The sequence below is a fragment of the Pseudomonas solani genome (assembly GCF_026072635.1).
Classification (GTDB): Bacteria; Pseudomonadota; Gammaproteobacteria; order Pseudomonadales; family Pseudomonadaceae; genus Metapseudomonas; species Metapseudomonas solani.
The window spans coordinates 4981925-5008694 of sequence record NZ_AP023081.1; the positions used below are offsets into that span (position 1 = coordinate 4981925).

The 26770-nt window shown below is 69.6% G+C and carries 19 protein-coding genes and 1 pseudogene; 9 read left to right on the top strand and 11 right to left on the bottom strand.

Annotated features, from left to right (window positions below; translation table 11 throughout):
• Positions 1-64 precede the first annotated feature (64 nt).
• Positions 65-1036, top strand: coding sequence for an IS110 family RNA-guided transposase (locus PSm6_RS22800; RefSeq protein ID WP_265167663.1), 972 nt, complete (start codon positions 65-67; stop codon positions 1034-1036).
• Between the two features lie 176 nt (positions 1037-1212).
• Here the strand turns inward: PSm6_RS22800 and PSm6_RS22805 are convergent, their stop codons facing one another.
• Positions 1213-1938 carry a metalloregulator ArsR/SmtB family transcription factor gene (locus PSm6_RS22805; protein ID WP_265168338.1) on the bottom strand — a complete coding sequence of 242 codons (726 nt, stop codon included), beginning with the start codon at positions 1936-1938 and terminating at the stop codon, positions 1213-1215.
• Between the two features lie 79 nt (positions 1939-2017).
• Between PSm6_RS22805 and PSm6_RS22810 the strand changes: the two genes are divergently transcribed.
• The gene (locus tag PSm6_RS22810) at positions 2018-3286 is read left to right on the top strand and encodes an MFS transporter (protein WP_265168339.1); all 1269 of its coding nucleotides are present in this window, start codon (positions 2018-2020) and stop codon (positions 3284-3286) included.
• A 462-nt stretch (positions 3287-3748) separates the two neighbouring features.
• Here PSm6_RS22810 and PSm6_RS22815 read toward each other — a convergent pair whose 3' ends face one another.
• The 10 genes and pseudogenes from PSm6_RS22815 to PSm6_RS22860 form a co-directional block, all read right to left on the bottom strand.
• Positions 3749-6211, bottom strand: a complete 2463-nt coding sequence (locus tag PSm6_RS22815) for a TonB-dependent siderophore receptor (protein ID WP_265168340.1) — start codon at positions 6209-6211, stop codon at positions 3749-3751.
• A 129-nt stretch (positions 6212-6340) separates the two neighbouring features.
• Positions 6341-7321: a FecR domain-containing protein gene (locus PSm6_RS22820; protein WP_265168341.1), complete on the bottom strand. Its 981-nt coding sequence runs from the start codon at positions 7319-7321 to the stop codon at positions 6341-6343.
• A gap of 5 nt (positions 7322-7326) precedes the next feature.
• Entirely contained in the window at positions 7327-7848 is a 522-nt protein-coding gene (locus tag PSm6_RS22825; RefSeq protein WP_265168342.1) for a sigma-70 family RNA polymerase sigma factor, read from the bottom strand.
• 184 nt (positions 7849-8032) lie between these two features.
• Positions 8033-8356, bottom strand: coding sequence for a hypothetical protein (locus PSm6_RS22830; protein ID WP_043245918.1), 324 nt, complete (start codon positions 8354-8356; stop codon positions 8033-8035).
• Between the two features lie 180 nt (positions 8357-8536).
• Positions 8537-10186, bottom strand: a complete 1650-nt coding sequence (locus tag PSm6_RS22835) for a hypothetical protein (RefSeq protein WP_265168343.1) — start codon at positions 10184-10186, stop codon at positions 8537-8539.
• A gap of 96 nt (positions 10187-10282) precedes the next feature.
• Entirely contained in the window at positions 10283-10714 is a 432-nt protein-coding gene (locus tag PSm6_RS30370; protein ID WP_307735146.1) for an Hpt domain-containing protein, read from the bottom strand.
• Positions 10705-12399, bottom strand: a pseudogene (locus PSm6_RS22845) (ATP-binding protein); the annotation flags it as partial. The pseudogene PSm6_RS22845 and the gene PSm6_RS30370, both read right to left, overlap by 10 nt.
• A gap of 10 nt (positions 12400-12409) precedes the next feature.
• Entirely contained in the window at positions 12410-13051 is a 642-nt protein-coding gene (locus PSm6_RS22850) for a response regulator (protein WP_021220942.1), read from the bottom strand.
• Between the two features lie 200 nt (positions 13052-13251).
• Positions 13252-14364, bottom strand: a complete 1113-nt coding sequence (locus PSm6_RS22855) for a tetratricopeptide repeat protein (protein WP_265168344.1) — start codon at positions 14362-14364, stop codon at positions 13252-13254.
• 379 nt (positions 14365-14743) lie between these two features.
• Complete coding sequence (locus PSm6_RS22860) at positions 14744-15382, bottom strand: hypothetical protein (RefSeq protein WP_265168345.1); 639 nt, start codon at positions 15380-15382, stop codon at positions 14744-14746.
• A gap of 205 nt (positions 15383-15587) precedes the next feature.
• On the opposite strand from PSm6_RS22860, the gene zapE reads away from it, so the two are divergent.
• The 7 genes from zapE to PSm6_RS22895 all read left to right on the top strand — a co-directional run bounded on the left by zapE (position 15588) and on the right by PSm6_RS22895 (position 26767).
• Positions 15588-16706, top strand: a complete 1119-nt coding sequence (gene zapE / locus PSm6_RS22865; protein ID WP_265168346.1) for a cell division protein ZapE — start codon at positions 15588-15590, stop codon at positions 16704-16706.
• 60 nt (positions 16707-16766) lie between these two features.
• Complete coding sequence (locus PSm6_RS22870) at positions 16767-21137, top strand: DEAD/DEAH box helicase (RefSeq protein ID WP_265168347.1); 4371 nt, start codon at positions 16767-16769, stop codon at positions 21135-21137.
• A gap of 558 nt (positions 21138-21695) precedes the next feature.
• Entirely contained in the window at positions 21696-23156 is a 1461-nt protein-coding gene (locus PSm6_RS22875; RefSeq protein WP_201769975.1) for a DUF3369 domain-containing protein, read from the top strand.
• Entirely contained in the window at positions 23153-23659 is a 507-nt protein-coding gene (locus PSm6_RS22880) for a CHASE sensor domain-containing protein (RefSeq protein WP_265168348.1), read from the top strand. The genes PSm6_RS22875 and PSm6_RS22880 overlap by 4 nt, the downstream gene beginning before the upstream one ends.
• Positions 23554-24810: a sensor histidine kinase gene (locus PSm6_RS22885; protein WP_265168349.1), complete on the top strand. Its 1257-nt coding sequence runs from the start codon at positions 23554-23556 to the stop codon at positions 24808-24810. The genes PSm6_RS22880 and PSm6_RS22885 overlap by 106 nt, the downstream gene beginning before the upstream one ends.
• Complete coding sequence (locus PSm6_RS22890; RefSeq protein WP_265168350.1) at positions 24807-25556, top strand: substrate-binding periplasmic protein; 750 nt, start codon at positions 24807-24809, stop codon at positions 25554-25556. Before PSm6_RS22885 ends, PSm6_RS22890 begins: the two co-directional genes overlap by 4 nt.
• 599 nt (positions 25557-26155) lie before the next feature.
• Positions 26156-26767, top strand: a complete 612-nt coding sequence (locus PSm6_RS22895) for a LysE family translocator (protein ID WP_265168351.1) — start codon at positions 26156-26158, stop codon at positions 26765-26767.
• Positions 26768-26770 lie beyond the last annotated feature (3 nt).

Below are 26770 nucleotides of genomic sequence, written 5' to 3' on the forward strand. Positions count from 1 at the left end.
CGCATTCACAAGGTTGGGCCGGGTGCAGTGATGATCGCATTTGGAACGATCAGGAGGAGCACACATGCCCAGTGTCATTGGTGTCGACATTGCGAAGCACACGTTTGATATCGCCACCCTGCAGGCGAACGGCAAGTACCGCACCAAGGCCAAGTTGGCCAACAGCGAGGCGGGCTTTCGCACGCTGCAGGAGTGGCTGAACAAGCACAGCGAGGCGGGTGCCTGGGTCGTGATGGAAGCCACCGGCATCCACCATGAAGCCCTGGCCGAATGGCTGCTGGAGCAGAACTATCGGGTCTGCGTCCTCAACCCAGCGCAAATCGCTCACTACGCCCGCAGTCAGCTGCAGCGCGTGAAAACTGACAAGGTCGACGCCAAGCTGATCGCCGAATACGGCGAGCGCCACCAAGATGAGCTACGGCCCTGGCAGCCTGAACCTCGCGCCATACGGCGCCTGAAAGCACTGATGCGGCGCCTGGCGGATCTGCAGGAAATCCAGCAGATGGAGAGCAATCGCCTGGAGGTGGCCGATACCAGCGTGCAGGAGTCGATCCGCTCAGTGTTGCGGCACATCGAGCAACAGATCGAGGAAACCCTCAAGGCCATCAACAACCACATCGACAATGACCCGGATCTGCGCGGCAAACGTGATCTGTTGACCAGCATCGATGGCATCGCGGACAAGACAGCCGCCCTGATCCTGGCGGAGCTGGGCGACCCTCATCGCTTCACCAGCAGCCGCGCGATTACCGCCTTTGCCGGGCTCAATCCGCGTTTGCAGGAGTCTGGTAAGTACCGGGGGCAGACCCGCATTTCCAAGATGGGCTCATCGCGGCTGCGTGCTGGGCTGTACATGCCTGCCGTTTGCGCCCTGCAGCACAACGGGGCGATCAAAGCGATGAGAGAACGCCTCAGAGCCAAGGGCAAGACCGGCATGCAGATCATCTGCGCAGCGATGCGTAAGCTGCTGAACATCGCTTATGGCGTCTTGAAATCGGGCCAGCCGTACGACGTAAAACTGGCCCTTGCTCACTAGGGATCAAGACGGTATCTACGTATCGGTCGGGTTTGTGGTTGTGGTGGGCACGGCGCCGTAGGTTGGCGCCGAGCGCAGCGAGGCCCAACGGGGCGGGGTTCGGCCGTGTCGCGTTGGGCTTCGTGCCTCAGCCCAACCTACGGGAGTCCGCGTTTCCCTTCAGGGGTGGGGCGAGGTCAGCTCGCCTGGCTGTGCAGGCCGTCGTCGATTGTCTTGGCCTTGATGCCGAAGCGGTGCTGGAGCTGGGCGCTGCCCTTGGGGGTGATGCGCAGGGCGCGGGAGTCGAGGTGGCGGGTGAGCCAGCCGCGCTTGAGCATCAGTTCCAGCAGCAGCGCGCCGAGGGCGCCGCCCAGGTGCGGGGCGCGTTGGCTCCAGTCCATGCAGGGGTAGGCGAGGCGGCGGCGTTGCTGGTGCAGGGCGTCGAGGTCCAGGCCCAGTTCGGCCAGGGCGTCGGCGCCGCTGGCGGTGAGGCGGTAGTCGCGGCCATCGGCTTCGATCCAGCCGGAGCCCAGCAGCACGTCGTGCAGTTTCACCGCCAGCTCGCCCGCGCAGTGGTCGTAGCAGGTGCGCGCATAGCGCAGGGCGGATGGGGTGGAGGGCTTGAAGGTGGGGCGGGGCAGGTCGGAGACGATCAGCAGCGCTTCCAGCGCGGTGGCCACCCGGGCGTTGGCCAGCCGGTAGTAGCGGTGGCGGCCCTGGACCAGCATCTCCACCAGGCCGCTGTCACGCAGGCGGGTGAAATGGCTGCTGGCGGTGGAGGCGCTGATGTCGGCGACGGCGGCCAGCTCGGTGGCGGTGCGCGCGTGGCCGTCGAGAAGGCTGCAGAGCATCCGCGCGCGAGCAGGGTCGGCGATGGCCCCGGCGACGCCGGAGAGCTGGTGGTCGGCGGTCTGTGCATCCATGTTTCGATGGCCCTCGAAGTGTCCCTTTTGCGCCTGAGCATACTGCCATTCACTCACTGGACGGGAATGGAGTGTGCACATGAAAACCTCGGAATTTTTCGGCGCCAGGGTGGTACTGGCGACCTTCGTACTGGCCATGTTCGGCTGGGGCATCGGCTTCTACGGGCCGCCCATCTACCTCTATGCGGTGATCCAGCGCACCGGCTGGTCGGTGGAGCTGTGCTCGGCGGCGGTGACCCTGCATTTTCTTGCCGGCACCCTGGTGATCGCCAACCTGCCACGGCTCTACGGGCGCTTCGGGGTTCCCCGGGTCACCGTCACGGGCACCCTGTCGCTGGTGCTGGGGGTGTTCGGCTGGGCGGTGGCGGCGCAGCCCTGGCAGCTGTTCCTGGCGGCGACCCTGAGCGGCTTGGGCTGGGTGACGCTGGGGGCGGCGGCGGTGAACGCGATCATCTCGCCCTGGTTCGTGGCGAAGCGCCCGGCGGCGTTGGCCATGGCCTATAACGGCGCGAGCCTGGGCGGTGTGGTGTTTTCCTCGGCCTGGGTCTTCCTGATCGCGCGCCTGGGGTTCGCGCCGGCATCGCTGCTGGTGGGGGCGCTGGCGTTGCTGGTGATCGGCTTCTGCGCCTGGCGGGTGTTCCGCTTCACGCCGGAACGCCTCGGCCAGCAACCCGATGGCCTGGATGCGCCGAGCGCTGCTGTCGCCCAGGTCGCCCCGGCGCGCACGCTGGCAGGGCGCGCGCTCTGGACTGACCGGCGCTTCCTCAGCCTGGCGGCGGGCATGGCCCTGGGGTTGTTCGCGCAGATCGGCCTGATCGCCCACCTGTTCCTGCTGCTGGTGCCCCGGCTGGGCGAGCAGCAGGCCGGGCTGGCCATGGGCCTGGCGACCCTGTGCGCCATAGTCGGGCGCACCCTGGTGGGTGCCTGCATCCGCCCCGGCACCAACCGGCGCACGGTGGCTTGCATGAGCTATGGGGTGCAGTTGCTGGGTTGCCTGGCGTTGCTGATGGCCGATGCCCATGTGGCGCTGGTGTGGCTGGGCGTGGCGCTGTTCGGGGTGGGGATCGGCAATGCCACGTCCTTGCCGCCGCTGATCGCCCAGAGCGAGTTCGAGCGTGGCGACGTGCCCCGCGTGGTGGCGTTGATCGTGGCCATGGCCCAGGGCTGCTACGCCTTTGCCCCAGCCATCTTCGGCGTGTTGCTGGCGATGGGCGATGCGGCTGCAGCGTCCAGCGCGTTGTTCATCGGTGCTGGCGCCGTGCAGCTGCTGGCGATCCTGGCGCTGAGCCTGGGCGGTGCCGCGCGGGGTGTGACGGCCGCCGCCCGGCAACAGGCGCTGGGGCGCTGAGGCCCTTGCCAGGCCCGTGCTGCCTGGTGGCACCGATTGGTGGACGAAAAGAGCGTCGTCCACCCTACGCATCGGTCGGCACCGTGGCTTGGGTTGGGCACGGTGCCGTAGGTTGGTGCCGAGCGCAGCGAGGCCCAACGGGGCGTGGTTCGGCCTTGTTGCGTTGGGCTTCGTGCCTCAGCCCAACCTACGGGCATTCGTGCTCCCTGGCGGCACCGATTGGTGGACGAGAAGAGCGTCGTCCACCCTACGCATCGGTCGGTTTCGTGGTTTGGGTGGGCGCGGCGCCGTAGGTTGGCGCCGAGCGCAGCGAGGCCCAACGGGGCGGGGTTCGGCCGTGTTGCGTTGGGCTTCGTGCCTCAGCCCAACCTACGGGCATTCGTGCTCCCTGGTGGCACCGATTGGTGGACGAAAAGAGCGTGGTCCACCCGTATCGGTCGGCACTGCGGTTTGGGCGGCCGTTTACCAGTGGAAGGAGACCGAGCCCAGCAGGCTGCGTTCTTCGCCCCAGTAGCAGCGCCCGGCGTTGTTGCAGCCGGCGACGTATTCCTTGTCGAGGAGGTTCTTGGCGTTCACCTCGGCGGACCAGTTGTCGTTGATGGTGTAGCCGACGGCGGCGTCCAGCAGGGTCACGTCGCCGGTGTCCAGGCGGCCGTAGAGCGAGGGCGCGGTGTAGGCGAAGGTGCTGTCGAAGTGGCGCACGCCACCGCCGATGCGCAGGCCCTTGAGGGCGCCGTCGAGGAAGCGGTAGCTGGCCCAGGCCGAGGCCTGGTTGCGCGGTACGCCGGTCATCTGGTGGTCTTCGAGCAGCGAGCCCTGTGCGTCCTTGGTGATGCGCGAGTCGGTGTAGGTGTAGGCGGCGGTGAGGTTGATGTTCTCGGTGACGTCGCTGTTGAGTTCCAGCTCCACGCCCTTGGCGCGGCTCTCGCCCACCTGGCGGTAGTCGTTGGCGGCGCTGTCGAAGATCACGTCATCGGTCTTGCGCAGGTCGTAGACGGAGGCGGTGAAGGAGGTGTTCCAGCCCTTGGGCTCGTACTTGATGCCGGCTTCGTACTGCTCGGCGGTGGTCGGGTCCAGGGGGCCGGAGCGGCTGGAGGTCTGCTGGGTCGGGGCGAAGGCCGTGGAGTAGCTGACGTAGGGCGAGAGGCCGTTGTCGAACTGGTACATCAGGCCGGCCTGCCAGGTGAAGTCGGTGTCCCAGTAGTCGAGGTCGGCGGCGGCGTTGGTTGTGCCGGGCTTGTTGCGGTACTGGCTGTTGACCCGGTCGAGGCGGCCACCGAGCAGCAGCACCCAGTTGTCGTAGCGGGTCTGCAGCTGGCTGTAGGCGGCGTACATCGACTGGTCGAGCTGGGCGTTCTGGATGTGCACCGGGGTGGTCGGGGTGCTGGTCCAGACCGGGTTGAAGACGTTGATCAGGCCACCGGCGCCGGCATCCCAGTTCTGGTTGAACGAGGTGCGGTCGAGGCTGGCGCCGAGCAGCACCGTGTGGTCGAAGTCGCCGCTGGCGAAGTGGCCTTCGAACTGGTTGTCCAGGGAGTAGGCGATGGACTTGTTGGTGCGGTCGTAGGCGGTGTAGGCGAGGGTGGTGCCGAAGCCGCCGGCGTTGAGGCTGCCGGGCCACATCTCGTGGCGGTCGATGCGCGACTGCATGTAGCGCGAGTTCTGGCGGAACTGCCAGGTGTCGTTGAGCTGGTGGGAGAACTCGTAGCCCAGGGTCCAGGTTTCACGCTCGAACTTGTCCCAGTCGGGGTGGCCGAGCAGGGTGTCCTTGTCGATCTTGCCGTTGGGGTTGTGCAGCAGGGTGCCGGCGGCGGGGTAGCCCAGCTCCATCAGGGTGCGGTCGCGCTGGTAGGTCGACAGCAGCGTCAGCGAGGTGGCGTCGCTGAGGTTGAGGGTCATGGACGGGGCGATGTAGAGGCGATCATCCGGCTGGCCGTCGACCTGGCTGTCGGCGTTGCGGCCGAGCATCACCAGGCGGCCGAGGACGTTGTCGCCTTCGCTCAGCGGGCCGGAGACGTCGATGCCCAGTTGGCGGCGGTTGTTGCTGCCGTAGGTGAGCTCGACCTCGCCGCGCGGGTTGGCGGTGGGGCGCTTGCTGACCATGTTGACCACGCCACCCGGGGCGTTCTCGCCGTAGAGGATCGAGGTCGGGCCGCGGAACACCTCGACCCGCTCCAGGCCGTAGGGCTCGCTGCTGGTGTCGTAGCGGTTGCCCTGCACGCGCAGGCCGTCGCGGAGCAGGCCGTAGCCCCAGTCGGTGGCGTTGAAGCCACGGACGAAGAACAGGTCGCCGGCCTGGCCGTCACCGGCGGCGAAGGGCGGCGCGAAGATGCCGGGCACATAGCCGAGCACCTCGGTGAGGGTCTGCGACTTCTGGTCTTCCATGCGCTGGCGGGTGACCACGGACACCGAGCGCGGCGTGTCGGCCAGGGCGGTGGCGGTCTTGCCGGCGGTGCTGCTGACTTCGGCGCGGTAGCCACGGTCGGCCTGGCCCAGGCCGTTGGCGAGGCCGGCGCCGACGATGGAGGTCGGGTCCAGTTGCATCACGCCGTCCTGGGGGGCCGGCTGCAGGACGTAGCCGCCGTTGCCCTGGTCGATGGCGCGCAGGCCGCTGTCCTGCAGTAGCAGGGCGAGGCCCTGGGCGACGCTGTAGCGGCCGTGCAGGCCGGCGCTGGTCTTGCCGGCGGCCAGGCTGTTGTGGCCGGCGAGGTAGATGCCGGCCTGGCTGCTGAATTCGTTGAGCGAGGCGACCAGGGGGCCCGGGGCGATGTCGTACTGACGCTCGGCGACGCCCTGTTGCGTGGTTTCGGCCTGGGCCAGCGAGGTGGGCAGGGCCAGTTGCGCGGTGCCGAGCAGGGTGACCGGGATGGCGAGCGCGAGCGGCCGCAGGGCGAAACGGAGGGTCGGGTTGGCGAGCAAGTGCATGGTGTCCCCTGGAAATGTTCGGTGGCGGATGGCGTTGTTGTCTGGTTGAACCGAACGAGAAATGGAAAAGGGAACCGCTCGCTGAAAATTATTTTCCGGGGCGTCGGCGTGACGGGTTCAGCGGGGTGTTCAGGCGGGCTCGACGCTGAGCCACCAGTCGGTGAGGCGGTGCACGCGGATGGGCAGGGCGGCGCTGAGCAGTTCCAGCGCCTGCTCGGTGTCGCCCAGGGGGAAGGCGCCCATCACCGGCAGTTGGGCGACCGCCGGGTGGCAGCCGAGGTGGCCGTGGCGGTAGCGGGAGAGGGCGGTGATCAGCTCGCCCAGGGGCATGTCGTCGGCCACCAGCACCTGGCGGGTCCAGGATTCGCCGGCGAGTTGCACCGGGGCCGGGGTGCCGAGGGACAGGCCGTCGAAGTCGACCCGCTGGCCGGCCTCGATGACGCTGAGCTGGCCGCTGTCGGCGGTGCGCACTTCCACCGCGCCCTGGTAGACGCTGAGGCGGGTGATGCCGTCGTCCTGGCGCACGCCGAAGCGGGTGCCGAGGGCGCGCAGGCGGCCGTGCTGGTTTTCCAGCAGGAAGGGCCGCGTCGCATCCTTGGCGGTGTCGATCAGCACTTCGCCGAAGCGCAGCCGCAGCAGGCGCTGCTCGGTGTCGAAGGCGGCGTCCACGGCGCTCTGCGCGCGCAGCCACAGGTGGCTACCGTCGGCCAGCAGGGTTTCGCGGGTTTCGCCGGTGCCGGTGACGAAGTCCGCCGACCAGCCGGCCACCAGGCGCGGCAGCGGCGTGGTGCGCCAGGTGCCCCAGCCGAGCAGCGAACCGGCACCCACCACCAGCAGGGTCTTGAGGCCCTGGCGGCGGCTGATGCGGCGCGGGTCGTCACGGAGCATGCGGCTGGCCAGTTCGCGTTCGCCGCCGGTTTGCAGCGGGGCGAAGCGCTGGCCGACCCGCTCGACGTAGCGCCAGGCATCGCGGTGTTCGGGTTGCTGGTCGAGCCAGGCCTGCCACTGCGCCCGCAGCTGGGCGCTGGGGGCGTCGTCGTGCAGCAGCACGTACCAGTTGGCGGCCTGTTGCAGGCTGGCGTGGCTGAGGGTGCGTTCCGGGCTGGCCATGCCGCTCACTCCACCAGCAGGCCGTCGAGCTCTGCCTCCAGCACCGCGCAGTGGAGGAAGGCCTGGGCCAGGTACTTCTTCACCATGCGTTCGGAGACGCCGATCGCCAGGGCGATCTCGCGGTAGGGCATGTCGTCCAGCTGGGCCATGAGGAAGGCGCGGCGCACCTTGTGCGGCAGGCGCAGGAGCATGGCGTCGACTTCATTCAGGGTCTCGATGATCAGCGCCTGCTGCTCGGGGGACGCTTGCAGCGGTTCCGGGCGGGCGGCCATGGCCTCGAGCCAGTCCTGCTCCAGCTGCCGGCGCCGCCAGTGGTCGATGCACAGGCCGCGGGCGATGGTGGCCAGGTAGGAGCGCTCGCCCGTGGCGCCGTCGAAGGTACGGGGCCGCAGCAGCACGCGCAAGAAGGTGTCCTGCATCAGGTCGGCGGCATCGAAGCCGCTGCCCAGGCGACGGCGCAGAAAACCCAGCAGCCAGGCGGAATGGCTGAGGTAGAAATCGTGGAAGGGGGCGTTGGTCGACGGCATCGAGAGCGGGGTGTCCGGCGCGGGATGCGCTCGTTCGCGAATGAGAATTAGTGGCAACTATACGGATCGGCTTTACGCCCCGCAATCCGTCTTCGTCGTTGCCCTGATCTCCGGGTTCGCTACCCCATACCCTGGCGTCGGGCCCTTGCGGGCCCCGCCTGGGTGCCGCCGCTGGTGCTGGCGGTCAGCGCGACAGCCCGCGCCGTTCCATGCCGCGTGCGGCGTTGCCCAGTTGCAGCGGCGAGCCGATGAAGCCGGGCAGCTCGCCCAGCTTGCGCTGCTTGCACATGGCATCCACGCAGGCCACCAGGAGCATCTCCTCGGCCACCTCGCGGATCAGGCAGCGGATGCGCCGCTGGCTGAAGGCCGCCTCGCCATCGAACTCGCGGCTCAGCTCCTGCACGCCGCCCTTGCTCAGGGTCAGCAGCCACTTGCCGTCGCTGCGCGGGGTGATGGCGACGGCGTGGTCGGGAAAGGCTTCGTAGATTTCCTTGATGGCAGTGAACATGGGCTGTGCCTCCATTGTTTTAGTCAGCGGAGCAGCCTGTTGCAGCGGCCGTGCCAACCGGGCACGGGCCGCCAGCCCTGTAGCGTCAGGCCATTGGCTATAAGCGCAGCGCCGGCACCCGTGCAAAGTGCATGAGCGGCCCCTTCGGGCCTTGGCAATTTGCAAGGTGCGGGGAGGGCGTCAGTCGGCGTCGCGGGGCGGGGCTTCCACCAGCTGCGGCTGCAGCAGCTCGGCGATGCGGTCACGCACGCTTTGTTCGGGCTCACGGTCGAGGGTGCGCCGCAGCAGTTGCAGGGCGTCCGCCGGCCATTGGTTGCGGCCCCAGGCGGCGAGGGTCTTGAGCGCCATGTGGCGGTTGCGCACCACCGGACTGGCGAGGCCGGTGGCGACCAGGTCCCAGCCCTGCACGGGGAAGCGGCCGAGGTCCTGGAGGATGAAGTCCAGGGCGCTGTGCTGGCGGTACTCGGGGCCCAGGCCGAGGGCGTTGCTCGGGCCGCTGGCGATGTGTCCGAGGTCCAGCTGCTGGCGCGCCAGGTCGATGACCCGGGCGATGCGCTGCGGGTCGCTGGTCTGCATCAGTTGGTACCAGGCCGAGGAGCGCTGGCTGCGCTGGCGTTCGTACCAGGCGTCCCAGGGGTCGATGTCCAGGCGCTTGCCGGCGTGGGCGGCGAGCCAGAAGGCGCGTTCCTCTTCCTGCTCCAGGCCGGCGTGCACCAGCGCCGACCAGTGCGGGTCGTTGCGGATGGCCTCGGCGCGGCGGGCGATGTCGTCGCGGCTGGCCTGGGCCCAGCCGTGGCCGGCGAGGCCGTCCCAGTCCTGGTTGGGGTCGCGGACGAAATCGAGGATGCCTTCCACCGCGAGGAAGTGCCCCAGGTGGCGCGGCGGCCGCCGGGCCAGGTGGTCGAGCAGGTGCAGCACCGCTTCGGTGCCGTCGGCGTAGTCGTTGATGTCCCGCGCGGGGCCGCCGTTGATCAGCGCCTCGATCATTTCCACGGCGCCGTCGAGCAGGGAGTCGTCCACGTCCTGGCCACTCAGGGCCGCCAGCAGGTTGCCGCCCACGGCGCAGGGGTAGGCGAGGTATTCCACCATCACCGAGTTCTGGTAGCCCTCGCGCAGCAGCCAGTCCTGCACGGCGGGCGAGGGGTTCTCGGCGAGGCGCTCCACCAGGTGGATGCGCCCCCAGCCCCGCACCTTGCGCGCCAGCGCCCACCAGGCGCGTTCGCGCTCCGGCGGCGCCAGGGTGTGCCCCAGGGCGATGGTGGCGAAGAGGGTGAATTCCTCGTGCTGGCCGAAGGTGAGGAACAGCTCGCGCTGGCTGCCGCTGTCGAGCACGCCGAGCAGGGCCAGGGCGAACTTCACCGCGCCACGGTCCGGGCTGCTGCGCGCCAGCCACAGGGCCAGGGCGTGGAGCCGCGCGCGGGGCAGGCCGGGGCGCTGCTGCAGGCGCTCGACGAGCTGGTCGATGAAGCCGAGCACGCTGCCGTCGGCCACCAGCTGGTAGAGGCGGGCCATGTGCCGGGTGGGGTCGTCGAGGGTGGCGAGCAGGGCGGCCATCACCTCGTTGGCGGTGTCCATGTCATCGGCCGAGGCATGGTGGCCGAGCACGCCGTCGAGGGCACCGGGTGCCCAGCGCAGTTCGCTGCCTTCACCGGGCGGCGCCTCGTCGGGCAGGGTGAGCTCGCTGTCCGGCAGGCCCTCGGGGCTGTCGGCATAGGCGGCGAGGAAGGCGTACAGGCTGGGGCGCTCGATGGCCCAGGGAATGGGGTAGCCCTGCGTCTGGCCCTTGTCGTCCCTGACGATGCGGAAGAAGGTGGCGATCCAGTTTTTCATCGTGTGTGACGGCGACTGCGAAAAGAGCACCTCTTACCGCAACCACCGGCTCGCGGCAATCGCGGCGCGTCAGGAGCACGACGCAGTCGACGCGGTTCAGGCGGCGTTGCGTTCACGCACCTCGCCGAGCATGCGCTGCAGTTCGGCCACCAGCAGCGCCTGGCAGCGCAGCAGGCGCGGGGCGTCGTCGCCGGCCTGGCGCAGCGCGTTGCAGGCACGCAGGAGCCCCGTTGCATCGACGGTGCAGGCGAGCCCGGAGAGGCGGTGCACGCATTGGCCGATAAGGTCCTGGCGCTCTGGAGACAGGGGCGTGGCCAGGCGCTGCAGCTCGTCTTCGAGGTTGCGTGCCAGCTCGCCGAGCAGGCGTTTGGCGAGCGTGGGGTCGAGGCCTTCCAGGTGGCCGAGGTCGAAGGCCGGGGCAGGGGGCTGTGCCTTGATGGCAGCTGGGCCGCCCCGGCGAGGGCGGCTTCCAGGCGCGCCAGGGTCACGGGCTTGACCAGCAGTTCGTCCATGCCGGCCTCGCGGCAGCGTTCGGCCTCGCCGGCCAGGGCGCTGGCGCTGTAGCCGATGATCCGCTGGCGCGCGCGGCCGATCTCACGTTCACGCTCGCGCACGGCGCGGGTCAGTTGGTAGCCGTCCATGTCGGGCATGTTGCAGTCGGTGATCAGCAGGTCGAAGTCGTCTGCGGCCCAGGTGGCCAGGGCCTCGCGCGCGTCGGTCAGCACCTGGGCGCTGTGGCCGAGGCTGTGCAATTGCTGTTGCAGCACCAGGGCATTGATGGAGAGGTCGTCCACCACCAGCACCCGCAGCCGTGAGCTGTGCTCACCGGCTGGTCGGGACGCCGGGCGATGCTGCCCGGAGGGGGCGGGGCGCCAGTCCAGAGGCAGTTCGAGGGTGATGCGGCAGCCCTGGCCCGGTTCGCTGTCGAGGCCGATGCGGCCGCCCATCAGTTGCACCAGTTGGCGGCAGATGTGCAGGCCGAGCCCCGAGCCGCCATGCAGCTGGGTGACTTCGGCGCAGCCCTGGCGGTAGGGCTCGAAGATCCGCGCCTGCACGCTGTGGGGAATGCCGATGCCGTCGTCCACCACATAAAGGGTGAGCAGGCTGCTGCCCGGGGTGGTGTCCCGCAGGTGCCCTTGCAGACGCACGCTGCCGGCGCCGGTGAACTTGATGGCGTTGGCCAGGAGATTATGCAGCACCTGGCGCAGGCGCAGGGGGTCGACGCGGTACAGGCGGTGGGCCGGCAAGGGGCAGTCCAGTTGCAGCGCCAGGCCCTTTTCCCGGGCGCGGGCGGCGAACAGTTCCAGGCACTCCCGCAGCAGCGCGGCCAGTTCCACCGGGCGCGGCGCCAGTTGCATGCGGCCGTTCTCGATGCGGTCGAGGTCGAGGATGTCGCCCACCAGGTCGATCATCGCGTCGGCGGACTGGCGGGCGATGCGCAGGTTGCTCGACTCTGGGCGGGCGCGGCTTTCCAGCTCCAGCAGGCCCACCAGGGCGTTGAGCGGGGTGCGCAGCTCGTGGCTCATGGTGGCGAGGAAGCGGCCCTTGGCCGCGCTGGCGTCCAGGGCCTGGCGCTGGGCGTCGCGCAGGCGGGTTTCCAGCTCCTTGCGGTCGCTGATGTCGATCCAGCCGCCGAGCACGCCGAGCAACTTGCCCCGGGCGCTGTAGAAGGGCACCTGCCACTGGTACAGGTGGCGCGGCTCGCCGGCCTCCTCGGTGCAGCTGTCGAAGAAGCGTGGCTGGCGGCTTTCCAGCACCTCCAGCATGCCGCCTTCTAGGGCATCCGCCAGGGCGCGGCACATGCCCTGCTGGCGCGGCGTGGTGCCGTGCATTTCCTCCTGGGAGCTGGCGAAGAACTGCTCGTAGGCGCGGTTGCAGCTGCTCAGGCGGCCTTGCAGGTCACGCACGTAGAGCGGCGTGGGCTGGCCGTTGAGCAGGGAGAACTGGAAGGCCAGCTGGTCGCTGAGCTGGGCCTGGGCCGCCTGGCGCTGGCGCACCTGGCGTTGCAGGCGCCAGTTCCACAGCAGCGAGAGGATGATCACCACCAGTACCAGCACCAGCAGGTGGCCAAGGTTCTCCGGCATCTCGTGGCGCAGGGGCGGTGAGGGCTCGGGGGTGTCCAGGGGCCAGGTGACCGAGTAGGCCCAGGCGTTGGACAGGGCGGTGAAGCACAGGCCGAGCAGGGCCAGGGCGCGCAGGGTGAGCGTGGGCATGTCGTGGTCCTCAGGCCAGGCCGTTTTCCTGGATGTAGAGGAACAGCGCGGCGTTGGTGTCCAGGCCGAGCTTGCGCATGGCGCTGGTCTTCTGCGCGCTGATGGTCTGCTTGCTGCGGCACAGGCGCTGGGCGATTTCGCCGATGGCCAGGCCGCTGCCGTACAGGCGCAGCACTTCCGCCTCGCGGGGGGAGAGTTCGTCGAAGCGCGCCAGGGGCTTGCCGTGGGCGGCTTCGCCTATCTGCAACAGGCGGCGCAGGGAGGCGGAAACGAAGGGGCGCGTGGCGCTGGCGGCCAGGGCGCGGGGCAGGTCGGCGAGCAGCCCGCGCTTGCTCACCAGGCCCTGGATGCCGAGCTTGAGCAGGGAGGCGGCCAGGGCCGGGTTGTCGAGCATGGTGACGACGATGATCGCCAGCTGCGGGTAGCGCCGGCGCAGTTGCTCGATCAGGCGCAGGCCGTCCGCCTGGTGGCTGTCCGGCATCATCAGGTCGGTGACCAGCAGCTCGCAGGGGTGGCTGGCGAGCTGGTCCAGCAGGCCGTCGGCGCTATGGGCTTCGCCGACGATCTGCAACGAGCTTTCGCGGCTCAGCAGGGCGCGCAGGCCGATCAGGGTGATGGGGTGGTCGTCGACTATCAGGGTACGTCTGTGCATCTGCTACCGGGGCTCGCTGGGTGGGGGCGGCGCACATGGTAGGGATGGCAGGGACGCAGAAAACGGACCCCGGCTGCAGTTGGGTAGGAATCGGAGCAATCCGACATTTGTCGTCGGGCGCTTCCCACCGAGGGGCTGAAGTCTTACGGAAAAGTGATGGGCATCGGGAATGGGACGACGCCCTTCAGGGAGGGCAGCGCTTACTGGACCTGCTGCTGGGGCGGCTGGATGGCATTGTCCAGCGCCGCGATCATCGAGCCCACCAGGCCCGGCTGCTGCTGTTCGGCGTTCTGCAGGATGGGCGCCAGGCCGGCGATGCGCTCGGCGGCGGGGCCGCTGCCGCGGTTGGCGGCCACGGCGAACCAGGTGTAGGACTCCAGCTCCGGCTGGGTCGAGGGGTATTCGCCACTGAGCAGCTTCTCGGCGTAGAGGACCATGGCGTCGAGATCGCCGGAGAGGGCGGCGAGCTTGGTGGCTTCGGCGGCGGCTTCGTTTTCGGCCGGCTCGGCGTTCAGGGCGATGGCGGTGGCGTCGCGCTCGGCCGGTGCGGCGATGCTCGACGCCAGGCACGGCAGCGGCTCGTGGGCCTGGGCCACCGAGGCTTCGATGGGCTGGCCTTCCTGCTGGCGCAGGGCGAGTTGGTAGAGCGGGCCGGAGATGCTGTCACCGGCGTCGCTGGCCACCTTGAGCAGGGCCAGGCCGCGTTCGGGGTTGTTGAGGAAGGGCTCGCAGGTGTTGAGGTAGAGCAGGCTGACTTCACGCAGGGCACGGTCGCTGCTGCGGGCGGCCTTCTCCATCAGGCGCGTGCCGTATTCCACGTCCTGCTGCACGCCGGTGCCGCGCAGGTAGTTCCAGGCCAGCACGCGGCTGGCCTCGGCGCTGCCCAGGGCATCGGCCTGGCTGAGGTGGTCGAGGGCCGCGGCCTGGTCGGTGGGCACGCCTTCACCGCTGAGGTAGTGGCGGGCCAGCTCGTAGTGGGCGCGGGCGTTGCCGGCGTCGGCGGCTTCCTGCAGGTGCGCCAGCATGGTTTCGGTGTCGCCGATCTGCTCGGCGACCATGGCCTGGGCCAGCGCTTCCTGGGCCGGCTCCGGGCGCGGCTCGATATTGCGCGTGCTGCCTTGCACCTCGTCCGGGTCTTCGGCGACCCACACCAGCGGCGCTTCGTAGCTGGGCACGCCATAGACAGGGTCTTCCGGCGGCAGGGGGTGATTACCCGACATGACGGCGGGCTTGGATTTGAGCGGCTGGAAGTCGGAGCTGCAGCCGGCGGCGAACACGGCGGCGAGCAGAAGCAGGGTAAAACGCATCTTCATGGGAACGTTCGGAGCCTTGAAACCATTGCGGGAGACGGGTCGGAGGCTGCATAGCATTCCAGAGTGCGGCGCCCGATCCAAGCTGCAGAGCGGAATTGAGGGTGCCGTACGTCAGGCTGGTGAGGCGGGGTGGGGGATTTGCGCATGGGTGGGCCAGTTGGTGGGCTGAAGCGGAACGCCGCCCGGCCCACCCTACGGCGCGCGTGCCCTTGTGGGAGCGGCTTCAGCCGCGAAAGACCTGCCGCCGGCACTGGGCGGTGAGTGGGCGGGGGCTCGCTCCCACCGGGGGGGCACGGCGGTGCCTGGCGGGGGCGCGATGGTGGGTTTCGCTGCGCTCTACGCCACCCTACGGGATTGGGATGGGGCGGATTGCTCGGCGTCAGGCGCCGAGCATGCCCGCGCGGGTGGAGGGGTTGAGCATGGCCCGCAGGCGCGGGTCTTCGGTGTTGAGGGAGACCAGGTCGACGCCGCGTTTGCGCAGCTCTTCTTCCTGCTGGATGGCGGCCAGCTCGGCCATGCGCTGGGCGATCTGCTTCTCGATCTGCTCCTGCTGCTCCGGCGGCATGGCGTCGATCTCTTCTTCGGTCAGGCCCAGCTCCTTGAGGATCTTGTCGCGCATCTTCTCGCCGGCGGACTTGTTCATGTAGTCATGGAATTCCTGGGCGGCGGCGCTTTGGGCGGGCGTGCCCACGCTGGCGGCGGCGCTTTCGGCATCGGCATAGACGTCGTTGGTGAGCGTGTCGGCGCCGCTGGCCGAGGTGCTGCCATCCACGCTGCCGCTCTGCATGCCCACGCGCATGCGGGCGAAGGCTTCGTCGTAGGCGGCGTCGCGCTGGGCGGCGGCCTGGTCGACCTTGGGCGTGGGCTTGGCCTGGGTCGGCTGCGGGGTGACGGTCGGTTGTGTGGTTTGCGGGGGGACCGGACGACCGTCGCCATAACGCACGAGTTTGAGCGTGTGCGTCATGTCCTGCAGTTTGGAGCGATCGAGGCCGGAGAGGCCGGTACCGAAGAGGCTCATGCTGAATCCATCCATAGGAAGTCCTTGTGGGCGGCTGTGCAGCAAGGCCTGTGCCAAGGGCTGGAACGCCCGTTCCAGGGCCTTCTGCCGTCGGCATGGCGGTGGCCGGGCGGCAAGGAGTTGCCGCTCGCGCCCCTCCCTTTGCCGCCCCCTTGCCGCAACCTTGTAGACTGCCGCCCGATTCGCAACCGGAGCGGGAGAGGGAATGGAAGGCTTATCGCCACTGGCGGCCTATCGGCACGCGGTGGATGACCTGGGGTTCGCGCCCGATGCCGCGCAGCTGCACGCGGCCACCTTGCTGGAGGCCTGCCAGCGGGCCCTGCACCAGGGCGAGGAAGGCATCGCCGGCGTCTATCTATGGGGCCCGGTGGGGCGCGGCAAGACCTGGCTGCTGGACCGCTTCCACCAGGGCCTGCAGGTGCCCGCCCGGCGCCTGCACTTCCACCACTTCATGCGCTGGGTGCACCAGCGCCTGTTCGCCCTGACCGGCACCGCCGACCCGCTGCGCGCCCTGGCCCGCGAGCTGGCGGGGGAGGTGCGGGTGCTGTGCTTCGACGAGCTGTTCGTCAGCGATATCGGCGACGCCATCATCCTCGGCGGCCTGCTGCAGGTGATGTTCGAGGAAGGCGTGGTGCTGGTGGCCACCTCCAACCAGCCGCCGACCCAGCTCTACGCCGACGGCTTCAACCGCCAGCGCTTCGTCCCGGCCATCGAGGCCATCGAACGGCACATGCAGGTGGTCGGGGTGGATGGCGGCCAGGACCACCGCCTGCACCCCGGCAAGGCGCAGCAGCGCTACTGGGTGAGCGAGCCGGGCCAGCCGAGCGTGCTGGCCAGGCTGTTCGCCGAACTCGAGGATGGCGCTGCGAGCCATGCCGCGCCGCTGCACCTGGGCCACCGCGACATCCCCGTGCACCGCCAGGGCCCGCAGGTGCTCTGGTGCGACTACGCCGCCCTGTGCGAGTCGCCCCTGGCCGCGCTGGATTTCATCGCCCTGTGCGACCGCTTCAGCACCATCCTCCTCGGCGCGGTGCCGCGCCTGGGGGCGGCACGCCGTGAGGGGCGCATCGCCCGGGGCACCGAGGATGGCGCCGAGCGCGTGGCGGCCGGTGACCGCCAGTTGCCGCAGCTGTCGCCCCTGGACGATGGCGTGCGCCGCTTCATCGCCCTGGTGGATGAGTGCTACGACCGCCGCGTGCCCCTCTATATCGAGGCCGAGGTGCCGCTGGAGCAGCTCTATACCGAAGGCTGGCTGGAGTTCCCCTTCCGCCGCACCCTCAGCCGCCTGCGCGAGATGCAGCTGGCGCGCTTCGGCCAGGGCTGAGCCCGCGCCTGCGATGGGCGGCCCTTGAGGGGCTGCCCGGCCGGCCGCATATTGGCCGGCATGAAGCCGACTTCCCCCACCGCCGCCAGCGCCCTGGCCGACTTCCACCCGGTCGTGCGGGCCTGGTTCGCCGGGCGTTTCGCCGCGCCCACCCCGGCCCAGGCCCAAGCCTGGCCGGCCATCCGCGCCGGGCGCTCGACCCTGGTGGCCGCGCCCACCGGTTCCGGCAAGACCCTCACGGCCTTTCTCGCCGCCATCGACGAGCTGGTGGAGCAGGGCCTGGCCGAGGGCGGGCTGCCGGACGCCTGCTTCGTGGTCTATGTGTCGCCGCTCAAGGCGCTGTCCAACGACATCCGCATCAACCTCGACGAGCCCCTGGCCGGCATCCGCGAGGAACTGCAGCGCCAGGGCCTGGGCGACGTGGAGATCCGCACGGCGGTGCGCACCGGCGACACGCCCCAGGGCGAGCGCCAGGCCATGCGCAAGCGCGCGCCGCACATCCTGGTGACCACGCCCGAGTCCCTCTATGTACTGCTCGGTTCCGCCTCCGGGCGGGCCATGCTCGCCAGCTGCCGCAGCCTGATCGTCGACGAGATCCACGCCATCGCCGGGAGCAAGCGCGGCAGCCACCTGGCACTGAGCCTGGAGCGCCTGGAAAGCCTCTGCGGCCGACCGTTGCAGCGCATCGGCCTGTCGGCCACGCAAAAGCCCATCGAGGCGGTGGCGCGTTTTCTCGGCGGCAACCCCGCCAGCGGCGAGGCCCCGGCGCCGTCCCGTGATTGCCTGATCGTCGATGTCGGCTACAGCCGCGAGCGCGACCTGGCCATCGAGGTGCCGCCGCTGCCGCTGGAAGCGGTGATGAGCAACGACGCCTGGGAAACGGTCTACGACCGCCTGGCGCTGCTGGTGGCCGAGCACCGCACCACGCTGGTGTTCGTCAACACGCGGCGCCTGGCCGAGCGTGCCGCGCGGCACCTCTCCGAACGCCTGGGCAACGCCGCCGTCGCCGCCCACCACGGCAGCCTGGCCCGCGAGCTGCGCCTGGACGCCGAGCAGCGCCTGAAGCGCGGCGAGCTGCGGGTGCTAGTGGCCACCGCCTCCCTGGAACTGGGCATCGATATCGGCGATGTCGAGCTGGTCTGCCAGCTGGGTTCGCCGCGCAGCATCGCCGCCTTCCTGCAGCGTGTCGGGCGTTCCGGCCACAGCGTCGGCGGCACGCCCAAGGGGCGCCTGTTCCCGCAGTCGCGGGACGACCTGATCGAATGCGCGGCACTGCTCGACTGCGTGCGCCGCGGCGAGCTGGATAGCCTGGTGATCCCCCGGCAGCCGCTGGATGTGCTGGCCCAGCAGATCGTCGCCGAGGTGGCCAGCCAGGAGTGGGACGAGGATGCGCTGTTCGCCTTGGTGACCCGCGCCGCGCCCTATGCGCAACTGAGCCGGGCCAGCTACGAGGCGGTGCTGGCCATGCTCGCCGAGGGCTACAACGGCCGCGCCGGCGTGCGCGCCGCCTACCTGCACCGTGATGCGGTCAACCGCCGCCTGCGCGGGCGGCGCTCGGCGCGGCTGGTGGCGCTGACCTCCGGCGGCACCATCCCCGATGCCGGCGACTACAACGTGCTGCTGGAGCCCCAGGGCATGCAGGTGGGCACGGTGCACGAGGACTTCGCCGTGGAGAGCATCGCCGGCGATGTGTTCCAGCTGGGCAACCAGTCCTACCGCATCCTGCGCATCGAGGCCGGGCGGGTGCGGGTGGAGGACGCCGCCGGGCAGCCGCCGAGCATCCCGTTCTGGCTGGGCGAGGCGCCGGGGCGCAGCGACGAGCTGTCCGCCGGGGTCGCGCGGCTGCGCGGCGAGATCGAGCAGAAGCTGGTGGCGAGTGACGGCGAGCTGCAGCCGGTCATCGACTGGCTGGTGGCCGAGCGTGGCCTGAGCCCGGCGGCGGCCCGGCAGATGGTGGAATACCTGGCCCGCGCCCGTGCCGCCCTGGGCCGTTTGCCGACCCGCGATTGCCTGGTGATGGAGCGCTTCTTCGACGAATCCGGCGGCATGCAGCTGATCATCCATTCGCCCCTCGGCAGCCGGGTCAACCGCGCCTGGGGGCTGGCCCTGCGCAAGCGCTTCTGCCGCAACTTCAACTTCGAGCTGCAGGCCGCCGCCACCGAAGACGCCCTGGTGCTGTCGCTGTCCACCAGCCACAGCTTCCCGCTGGACGAGGTGTGGCGCTACCTGCATTCCAACAGCGCCGAGCACCTGCTGATCCAGGCGCTGCTGGACGCGCCGCTGTTCGGCGTGCGCTGGCGCTGGAACGCCACCTGCGCCCTGGGCCTGCCCCGTGCCTCCGGGGGCCGCAAGGTGGCGCCGCAGCTGCAGCGCATGCGCAGCGAAGACCTGTTGGCCAGCGTCTTCCCCGACCAGGTGGCCTGCCAGGAGAACCTGGTGGGCGAGCGCGAGGTGCCCGATCACCCGCTGGTGGCGCAGACCCTCGACGACTGCCTGCACGAGGCCATGGACGCCGAAGCCTGGCTGGCCCTGCTGCGGCGCATGGAGAGTGGCGCCGTCGAACTGGTGGCCCGCGACCTGCCGGCGCCCTCGGCGCTGGCGGCGGAAATCCTCGGTGCGCGGCCCTACGCCTTTCTCGACGACGCGCCACTGGAAGAGCGTCGTACCCAGGCGGTACAGAACCGCCGCTGGAGCGACCCGGAATCCGCCGACGACCTCGGCGCCCTAGATGCCGAGGCCATCGTTGCCGTCGCCGAGGAAGCCTGGCCCCGGGTGCGTGATGCCGACGAGATGCACGAGGCGCTGCTGGCGTTGGGCTGCATCACCCCCGAGGAAATTGCGGCCAACGACGGCTGGGCGGGCTGGCTGGCGCAACTGGCCAAGGCCCGTCGCGCCGCCTGCCTGCACCTGGAGGATCGCCCGGCGTTCTGGCTCGCCGCCGAGCGCCTGCCACAGCTATTGGCCCTGCACCCGTTGGGATCGTTGAAACCCGCCATCGTCGCCCCGGCGGGCCATGACCGGCCCTGGCAGGCCGAAGCCGCACTGGTGGAGTTGGTGCGCTCGCGTCTGGGCGGGTTCGGCCCGCTGACCCTGGCACGCCTGGCCGCCGACTTGTGCCAGGCACCGGGGGATATCGCCTTCGCCCTGGCCGCCCTGGAGCGCGAGGGGCATGTGCTGCGCGGCCGCTTCAGCCCGGGTGTGGCGGCGGACGAGTGGTGCGAGCGCCACCTGCTGGCGCGCATCCACCGCTACACGGTCAAGCGCCTGCGGCGGGAGATCGAACCGGTGGAGCCGGCCGATTTCATGCGCTTTCTTTGCGATTGGCAGCACCTCTCGGCGGGCACCCGTCTGCGCGGGGCCGAAGCCCTGGGCGGGGTGCTGGGTTTGCTGGAGGGCTACCAGGCCGCTGCGGCGGCCTGGGAGGCGGAGCTGTTGCCGACGCGGGTGGCCGACTACGGCATCAACTGGCTGGACGACCTGTGCCGCTCCGGGCGCATCGCCTGGAGCCGCCTGGCCGCGCCGGCGCGTGCCTCCAGTGGGCCCTTGCGCAGCACGCCCATCCTGCTGCTGCCACGCAAGAGCCAGGGCACCTGGCGGGTCTGCGCCGGCGCCGGGCCGGTGGCCGAGCCGTCGCCCCGCGCGGCCCGTGTGCGGGAGGTGCTGGCCGGGCAGGGCGCGTTGTTCTTCGATGAATTGCTGGACGAAACCCGCCTGCTGCGCAGCGAGCTGGAGGACTGCCTCGGTGAGCTGGTGGCCCTGGGGCTGGCCAGTGCCGACAGCTTCGCCGGCCTGCGCTCGCTGCTGCTGCCTGCCGCACGGCGCAGCCGCAACGATCGCCGTGCGCGCCTGGCGCTGGCGAACATGCAGGACGCCGGGCGCTGGTCACTGCTGCGCGGCCGGGGCGAGGAGGGTGGCGCACCGCCCGCCGAGGCCCTGGAGCATGTCGCCCGCACCTTGCTGCGCCGCTACGGCGTGGTCTGCTGGCGCCTGCTGGAGCGGGAGGCGGACTGGCTGCCCAGCTGGCGCGAGCTGCTGCGCGTCTATCACCGCCTGGAGGCGCGGGGAGAGGTGCGCGGCGGGCGATTCGTCGCCGGCGTGGCGGGCGAGCAGTTCGCCCTGCCCGATGCGGTCGGCCTGCTGCGCGAGGTGCGCAAGCGGCCGTTGACGGGCGAGCTGGTGGGGTTCTCCGCCTGCGACCCGCTCAACCTGCTGGGCACGCTGCTGCCGGGCGCCAAGGTGCCCGCCGTGGTGGGCAACCGCCTGCTGCTGCGCGACGGCGTGCCGGTGGCGACCCTGGTGGCCGGCAAGGTCAACCTGCTGCAGGCGGCCGACGGCTTCAGCGCCGCCGAGTGGCAGGCCGCGCTCATCCGCCAACCCACCGCCAGCGCCCTCCAGGGCCATGGCGCCAGGCGCATGACGCTGCGGCCGTAAAACGGTCTGCACCCGACCCGCAACGGCACGGCATCCCTGATGCCTGTAGGGGCGACTTCAGTCGCCCTGCAGCCCGCAGGGGTGCCCTGGCTCCGCGCTCCCATGACGCACCGCCGGTGGATGAAAAGAGCGCCATCCACCCTACGCAGCGGTCGGCTTCAGGGTTTGGGTGGGCCTCGGCTTGCTCCCTGTGCGAGCGGCTTCAGCCGCGAAAGACCCACCGTCGGCACCTGGCTACGGGTTGTCGGGCATTCCATCGCCAATAAATTCGCGCCTACAGGCCCCGATGGGCGCTTCTCGAGCAGAGCTCGCTCCTACGGGCGTGGCCCGTAGCGATGGGCGCGCGGCGGAGCCGGATGATTCCATTTCGGCTTATTCAGCCTTTTCATCGAACATTTTCAGACGTTACCGCTTGATAGGGCCTTGGTACTTTTCGGCGGCAGCTATGCTCTTTTTGGGCTCGTTCGAGGAGTAAGAGCAATGGATTTTTTCGCCACCCCCGCTTCGCCACCGTCCCCTTCACCCGCTAGCAGGTCATTGGCCCCCTGGTGCGTGCTGGTGATCGACGACGACCCGGAGGTCCACGCGGTAACCCGGCTGGCCCTGCGCGGCTTCGAGTTCCAACAGCGGCCGCTGGAGCTGCTGTCGGCCTACTCGGCGGCGGAGGCGCGGGAGACCTTCCGCCAGCGCGGCGACATCGCCCTGGCCCTGGTGGACGTGGTGATGGAGACCGAGCACGCCGGGCTGGACCTGGTGCGCTACCTGCGCGAGGAGTGCGACAACCGCATGACGCGCCTGGTGCTGCGCACCGGCCAGGCCGGCCAGGCGCCGGAGGACCAGGTCATCCGCGAATACGAGGTGGACGACTACAAGGAGAAGACCGAGCTCACCACCCAGAAGCTGCGCACCCTGCTCTATTCCATGCTCCGCGCCTACCGCGACCTGGGGGTGATCGACGCCCAGCGCAAGGGCCTGAGCAATGTGCTGGAGGCCTGCGCCCAGGTGCAGAACGCCGCCACCCTCAAGCTGTTCTCGTCCACGGTGCTGGAGCAGCTCACCTCGCTGCTGTGCCTGGGCGACTCGGCGCTCTATTGCCTGATCCGCACCGACGACCACGAGCCGCAGACCCGCACCCTGGCGGCCACCGGAGAGTTCGTCCACTACGAGCCGGACTCTGCGCTGGAGACGCTGCCGCCCATGGTGGTCCAGCGTTTCGACCAGGTGCTGCAACTGGGCGCTTCGCAGCACTTCGACGATGCCTACGTGCTGTTCCGCCGCAACGACCGGGGCGGGGCGAGCCTGCTCTACGTCACCCATGTGGAGCCGCTCAGCGACCTGGACCGGCAACTGCTGGAAATCTACGTGCGCAGCGTGGCGATCACCTTCGAGAACATCCACCTGATGGAGGACCTGCAAGCCACCTCCAAGGAGCTGGTCTACACCCTGGCCAACGCGGTGGAGGTGCGCAGCAAGGAGACCGGCGCCCACGTGCAGCGGGTGGCGCTGTTCAGCGAGCTGCTGGCGCGCCTGCATGGCCTGCCCGAGCGCGAGGTGCAGCTGATCCAGCACGCGTCTCCCCTGCACGACATCGGCAAGGTGGCGATCCCCGACGCCATCCTGCACAAGCCCGGCAAGCTCGACGAGGCCGAATGGGCGCTGATGAAGAAGCACGTCGACTTCGGCGTCGACATCCTCCAGCGTTCGCGCCGCGAGCTGATGCGCGTGGGGGCGGTGATCGCCGGCAGCCACCACGAGCGCTGGGACGGCCGCGGCTACCCGCGCGGGCTGGAGGGGGAGGATATTCCCCTGAGCGGGCGCATCGTCGCCCTGGCCGATGTGTTCGATGCCCTGGGGTCGCGGCGCAGCTACAAGGAACCCTGGACCCCCGAGCAGGTGCTGGAGCTGATCCGCGTCGAGCGCGGCGCCCACTTCGACCCACACCTGGTGGACCTGCTGCTGGCCAATCATGAGGAGTTCCTGGCCATCCGCGAGCGCTACCCGGACGAGCCCCATTCATGAACCCGGCCTTCCAGCGATCCGCGCCGTCGCGGATCGGCCGCAGCCTGTCTTCCAGCCTGGTGCGCATCAACCTGCTGTGCGCCTGCCTGCTCGGCCTGGCCATCAGCGTGGTGCAGGTGGGCCTGGACTACTACCGCGCCCGCGCGCAGCCGGATGGCGACATGCAGGCCCTGTTCGACATGATGCGCGAGCCGGTCACGGCGGTGGTCTTCAGCCTCGATCCGCGCACCGCCAGCGACCTGCTCAGCGGCATGCTCAAGCAACCGGCCCTGGCCTCGGCGCGCATCCTGCTGCCCGAGGGCAAGGTGTTCGCCGAGCACCACCGCGAGCTGGGGGGCAGGAGGGGCGGCGCCTCAACGACCTGCTGTTCGGCGCCACCCTGCACTTTCAGTGGCCCTTGCAGGCGGACCTGCCCGGTGCCGGCCAGCGCGAGGAGCTGGGCACCCTGCAGGTGGAGGTGGACACCTACCGCTACGGGCGGGACTTTCTCGACCGTGCGCTGATCACCCTGCTGGGCAGCCTGTTCTACGCCCTGGCCATTTCCGCCATCCTGCTGCTGGTGTTCTACCTGTGGGTGACGCGGCCGCTGCGCAGCCTGATCCTGTCCATCGCCCGGGTGGACATCGACGCACCGGAAACCACCCGCCTGCAGGAGCCCCCCGGCCACGCCGACAACGAGATCGGCGTGCTGGTGCGCTCCACCAACCAGCACCTGCAGGCCATCGGCGACAACCTGCGCCAGGTGCGCGAGGCCGAGGGCAAGCTGAAGTTCTATTCCGACCAGCTCGAATCCACCGTCGCCGAACGCACCCGCGAGCTGTCCCAGAGCGTGCGCCAGCTGCAGGCGGCGCAGCGGCAGCTGATCGAGTCGGAAAAGCTGGCGGCCCTGGGTGGGCTGGTGGCGGGTGTGGCCCACGAGGTGAACACGCCGCTGGGCATCGCGGTGACCGCGTCCTCGGTGCTCTCCGAGGCGCTGTCGGACCTGCGCACCCAGTTCCAGGCACAGACCCTCACCAGCGACAGCTTCCAGGCGCTGCTGGAGCTGGCCCACGACAGCAACGGCATGCTGGCCAACAACATCGGCCGTGCCGCCAAGCTGATCAGCGATTTCAAGCAGACGGCGGTGGACCAGGTGTCCGAGGCCCGCTGCGAATTCGAGGTGCGCCAGGTGCTGGAGGCGCTGATCGCCAGCCTGCACCCGGAGACGCGCAAGGTTCCGGTGGCGGTGCAGCTGGACTGCGAAGCGGGCCTGCACATGCGCAGCCTGCCGGGGGTGCTGACCCAGGTGGTGGCCAACCTGATCATCAACAGCGTGCGCCATGCCTTCGCCGAAACGCCCGAGGCGCACATCGAACTGCAGGTGCGCAGCGAGGGAGAGGGCATCGAGCTGGACTACCGCGACAACGGCTGCGGGGTGCCGGCGGAGCTGCAAGAGCGCATCTTCGAGCCCTTCTTCACCACCCGGCGCGGCACCGGCGGCACCGGGCTGGGGCTGAACATCGTCTACAACCTGGTCACCCGCAAACTGCAGGGGCGCCTGGAGTTCCACTCCGAAGAGGGCGAGGGAGTGCGCTTCCTGCTGTGGCTGCCGCGCCGGCTGGCGATGGCCGATGAAGCCACGGCATCCATCGATTCCGTGGAGGGTGAAGCATGAGAACCCTGGTGATCGCGCTGCTGTGCAGCCTGCTGTCCGTGCCGGCCTGGGCCGAGCGCGTGACCATCGCCGCCGAGGACGACTGGGCGCCGTACTCCTCCATCGGCACCGATGGTTCCTCGGCCCAGGGCTTCGCAGTGGACCTGGTGCGCGCGGCCCTCGGCACCCAGGACATCGAGGTGGATTTCCTCACCGTGCCCTTCTCCCGCTGCCTGTTCTACGCCCAGGGCACGCGCGCGGTGGCCTGTTTCGACGTGACCATCACCGACGCCAACCGCGACCAGTACATCTGGCACCCGACGCCGTTGTTCGAAGAGGGGCTGGCGATCTTCGGCCCCGCCGACGACCCGCGCACCGACATGGGCGCCAAGGACCTGGCCGGCAAGGTGGTGGGCATCACCAATGGCTACACCTACCCGACCTCCTTCATGGAGGACCCGGCCATCCACCGCTACAACGCCAACTCCGACAGCCAGCTTTTGCAGATGCTGGTGGCCGGGCGGGTGGACTACATCCTGCTCAACACCATGCCGGGCTACATGCGCATCAACCAGGACCCGCACCTGCGCGGCAAGGTGAAGCTCACCGGCGTGCTGCAGACCGACGGCTTCTGGCTGGCCTTCTCCAAGGCCCACCCGGACGGCGCGCGCATTGCCAAGGCCTTCGAAACAGGCCTCCAGGCCCTGCACAAGAGCGGGCGCTACGCGAGCATGGAGGCGGACTTCCGCAAGCGTTACCAGCATTGATGGATAGCCCGTCGGGTTGCACCCGACCTACAAAGGCACGGCGTCATTGGTTGCTGTGTAGGGGCGACTTCAGTCGCCAAGCAGCCCGCAGGGCTGCCCAGACATAGTGTTTTCCGGTTGCACCATGGTCCGTTTCGGGCACGGCGCCGCAGGTGCCTCCCGTGGGAGCGGCTTCAGCCGCGAAAGACTTGCAGTCGGCATATGGCTGCGTGTGGTCGGCTATTCCATCGCGAATGAATTCGCTCCCACGAGGCGTGGCATGCGTGTGGGCTGGAAGGTCGCTTGGTGGATGAAAAGAGCGCCATCCACCCTACACACCGGTCAGCGCCGTAGGGCGGGTGAAATCCGCGTGGCATTGCGCATGGTCTGTGCAGGAGCCTCGTCGGGTTGCACCCGACCTACAACGGCACGGCGTCGCTGGTGTCTCCTGTGGGAGCGGCTTCAGCCGCGAAGGACTTGCAGCCGGCACGTGGCGGCGAGTGGCCGGGTATTCCATCGCGAATGAATTCGTTCCTACGGGAATGACGGGAAGGGGGATTTCAAGGGGGTTGCCGGCTCGTTAGACTGGCCGCCTCTTCCCGCTTCGATGGCCGATTCCCATGGCACTGCACACCTGGCTGATCTACCTGCTGGCCGTTCTCGGCCTTTCCCTCACGCCCGGGCCGAATGCGTTGTTGGCGCTGTCCCATGGGGCGTTGCATGGCCACCGCCGGGCGCTGTTCACCATTGCCGGCGGGGCGCTGGGCTTCGTGCTGATCATGGCCTTGTCGATGTTCGGTATCGGCGCGTTGCTCAAGGCTTCGGCCGATGCGCTGACGGTGCTCAAGGTGGCCGGCGGGCTGTACCTGATCTGGCTCGGCGTGCAGCTCTGGCGGGCGCCGGCGGTGCAGGTTTCCACCGATGGCGAGGGCCAGCGCCGCAGCGGCGTCAGCCTGTTCCGCCAGGGCCTGTTCTCGGCGGTGTCCAACCCCAAGGTGATCCTGTTCTTCGGCGCCTTCCTTTCGCAGTTCCTCGACCCGGCGCAGCCGCTGTGGCTGCAGTTCCTGGTGATGACCCTGACCTTCGTGCTGATCGAGGCGCTGGTGGAGTACCTGCTGGCGCGCCTGGCCCACCGTGTGCGGCCCTGGCTGGCGCGCAGCGGCAAGGGCTTCAACCGCTGCTGCGGGGCGCTGTTCGCTGCCGCCGGGCTGGCGCTGCCGCTGACCCGCTAGGGG